2 protein-coding genes are annotated in these 1,537 nt (G+C 60.2%); one reads left to right on the top strand and one right to left on the bottom strand.

Annotated features, from left to right (window positions below; genetic code table 11):
• Nucleotides 1-649, top strand: a 649-nt coding sequence (locus EOA86_RS34115; protein WP_164892301.1) for an ATP-binding protein, incomplete at its 5' end; no start/stop codon positions are given.
• A 315-nt stretch (nucleotides 650-964) separates the two neighbouring features.
• Here the strand turns inward: EOA86_RS34115 and EOA86_RS34110 are convergent.
• Nucleotides 965-1,537: GGDEF domain-containing protein (locus EOA86_RS34110; RefSeq protein ID WP_164892300.1), on the bottom strand; the 573-nt coding region annotated here is incomplete at its 5' end.

Genomic DNA, 1,537 nt, shown 5'->3' with positions numbered 1-1,537 from the left:
GTGGAGCGAAGGCCGGCTGCGGCTGCTTTTGCTGTGCGAGGAAGCACACCGCTATATGCCGGCCGATCCACGCCTTGGTTTTGCGCCGACCCGACACGCGCTGTCGCGCATCGCCAAGGAAGGCCGCAAATATGGCTGTTATCTCGGCATCGTCACCCAGCGCCCGGGCGAGCTCGATCCCACTATCCTGTCGCAATGCTCGACGTTTTTCGCTATGCGGCTTGCCAATGAGCAGGACCAGGCGATCATCCGCTCGGCGATCGCCGATTCCTCGGCCTCGACGCTGGCATTCCTGTCTTCGATGGGCCAGCGCGAAGCCATCGCCTTCGGTGAGGGCGTGGCAACGACCATGCGGCTGAAGTTCGAGAAAATGTCCGATGACCTGATTCCAGGCACGGCCAAGCGCGAGGAAGCCTTGCCGTCCGAAACCGGCAATGATGTCGACCTGGTGGCGATCGTCGAAAGGCTGCGCAACGTACCGAAATCGCAGCAGGCGATGGCCTTCGCCGAAGTCGTGGATTCCGCCCGACAGGCCGGTGACCCCAACTACCGAAAGCCACTCGTCCCGCGCGTCCAACCCGACGACGATTTCGACATGCGTTATGGCTTGAAACCCGCAACCTTCGGCCTGCGCCCGCAGAACGATTGAGCCGGCGACGGTGAAAGTCTCCATGGATCCAGCGCCCTGCGCGCTTGAGATACCGGGCAAGCTTTCCCTCCTTGGGTAAATCCCGTCAGGAATTCGTCAGGCTGAGCCGGATGGTGTCGTTTTCGAGAACCGGAGCGGAGTGGGCATTCAGTCCACGAGCACGCGCATGACCCCAAAATCGTGATCGATTTTCGGAAAGGATCATGCGCAAAATGAAGATGCTACAGCGTCCTTTGCGAGTCCAACGACGCGCGGCGCTGTAGTAGCGCAGAAACGGCATCAGGCGGCCAGCATCACGAATTTAGTGACGGGATTTTAGGCGCAGACGCGGTTTCGGCCTTGCCTCTTGGCCTCATACAGCTGGCGGTCGGCGCGGCGATAGAACTCTTCGGCGGTTTCCTTACGGTCCCAGACGGCAAGGCCGACGCTCGTGGTGATCTTTAGGCGGACATTGCCTGACAGTATCGACATGTTGGCAATCGCCTTGCGAATGCGCTCGGCGAATTTGGACAGAAGTTCGGCGTCCATGTTGGGCGTGACCACTGCGAACTCCTCGCCACCCAGACGCGCCACCACATCGTGATAGCGTGTCATGTCCTTGAGACAGTTGGCGACCGCCCGCAACACCTCGTCACCAACATCATGGCCGTGGGTGTCGTTGACCTGCTTGAAATGGTCGAGATCAAGGATCATCAGCCCGACCGGCTTCTCGATGCGGCGGAATTCCTCGAGATATTCCTTCAGTGCGTCATCGAAATAGCGCCGGTTCTGCATACCGGTCAGGCTGTCGGTCAGCGCCGCATGTTCCAGCGTTTCCGAACGGGCGCTGAGCGAAACCGTCATGGCGCGCAGCTTGCCTTCTTCTGTCGCCTGCTTGCGGATCAGCGG

It is taken from the genome of Mesorhizobium sp. M5C.F.Ca.IN.020.32.2.1 (assembly GCF_004023105.1).
GTDB classification, from domain to species: domain Bacteria; phylum Pseudomonadota; class Alphaproteobacteria; order Rhizobiales; family Rhizobiaceae; genus Mesorhizobium; species Mesorhizobium wenxiniae.
The sequence above is the reverse complement of the archived record's forward strand: the minus strand, read 5'-3'. Positions and strand labels throughout refer to the sequence as shown.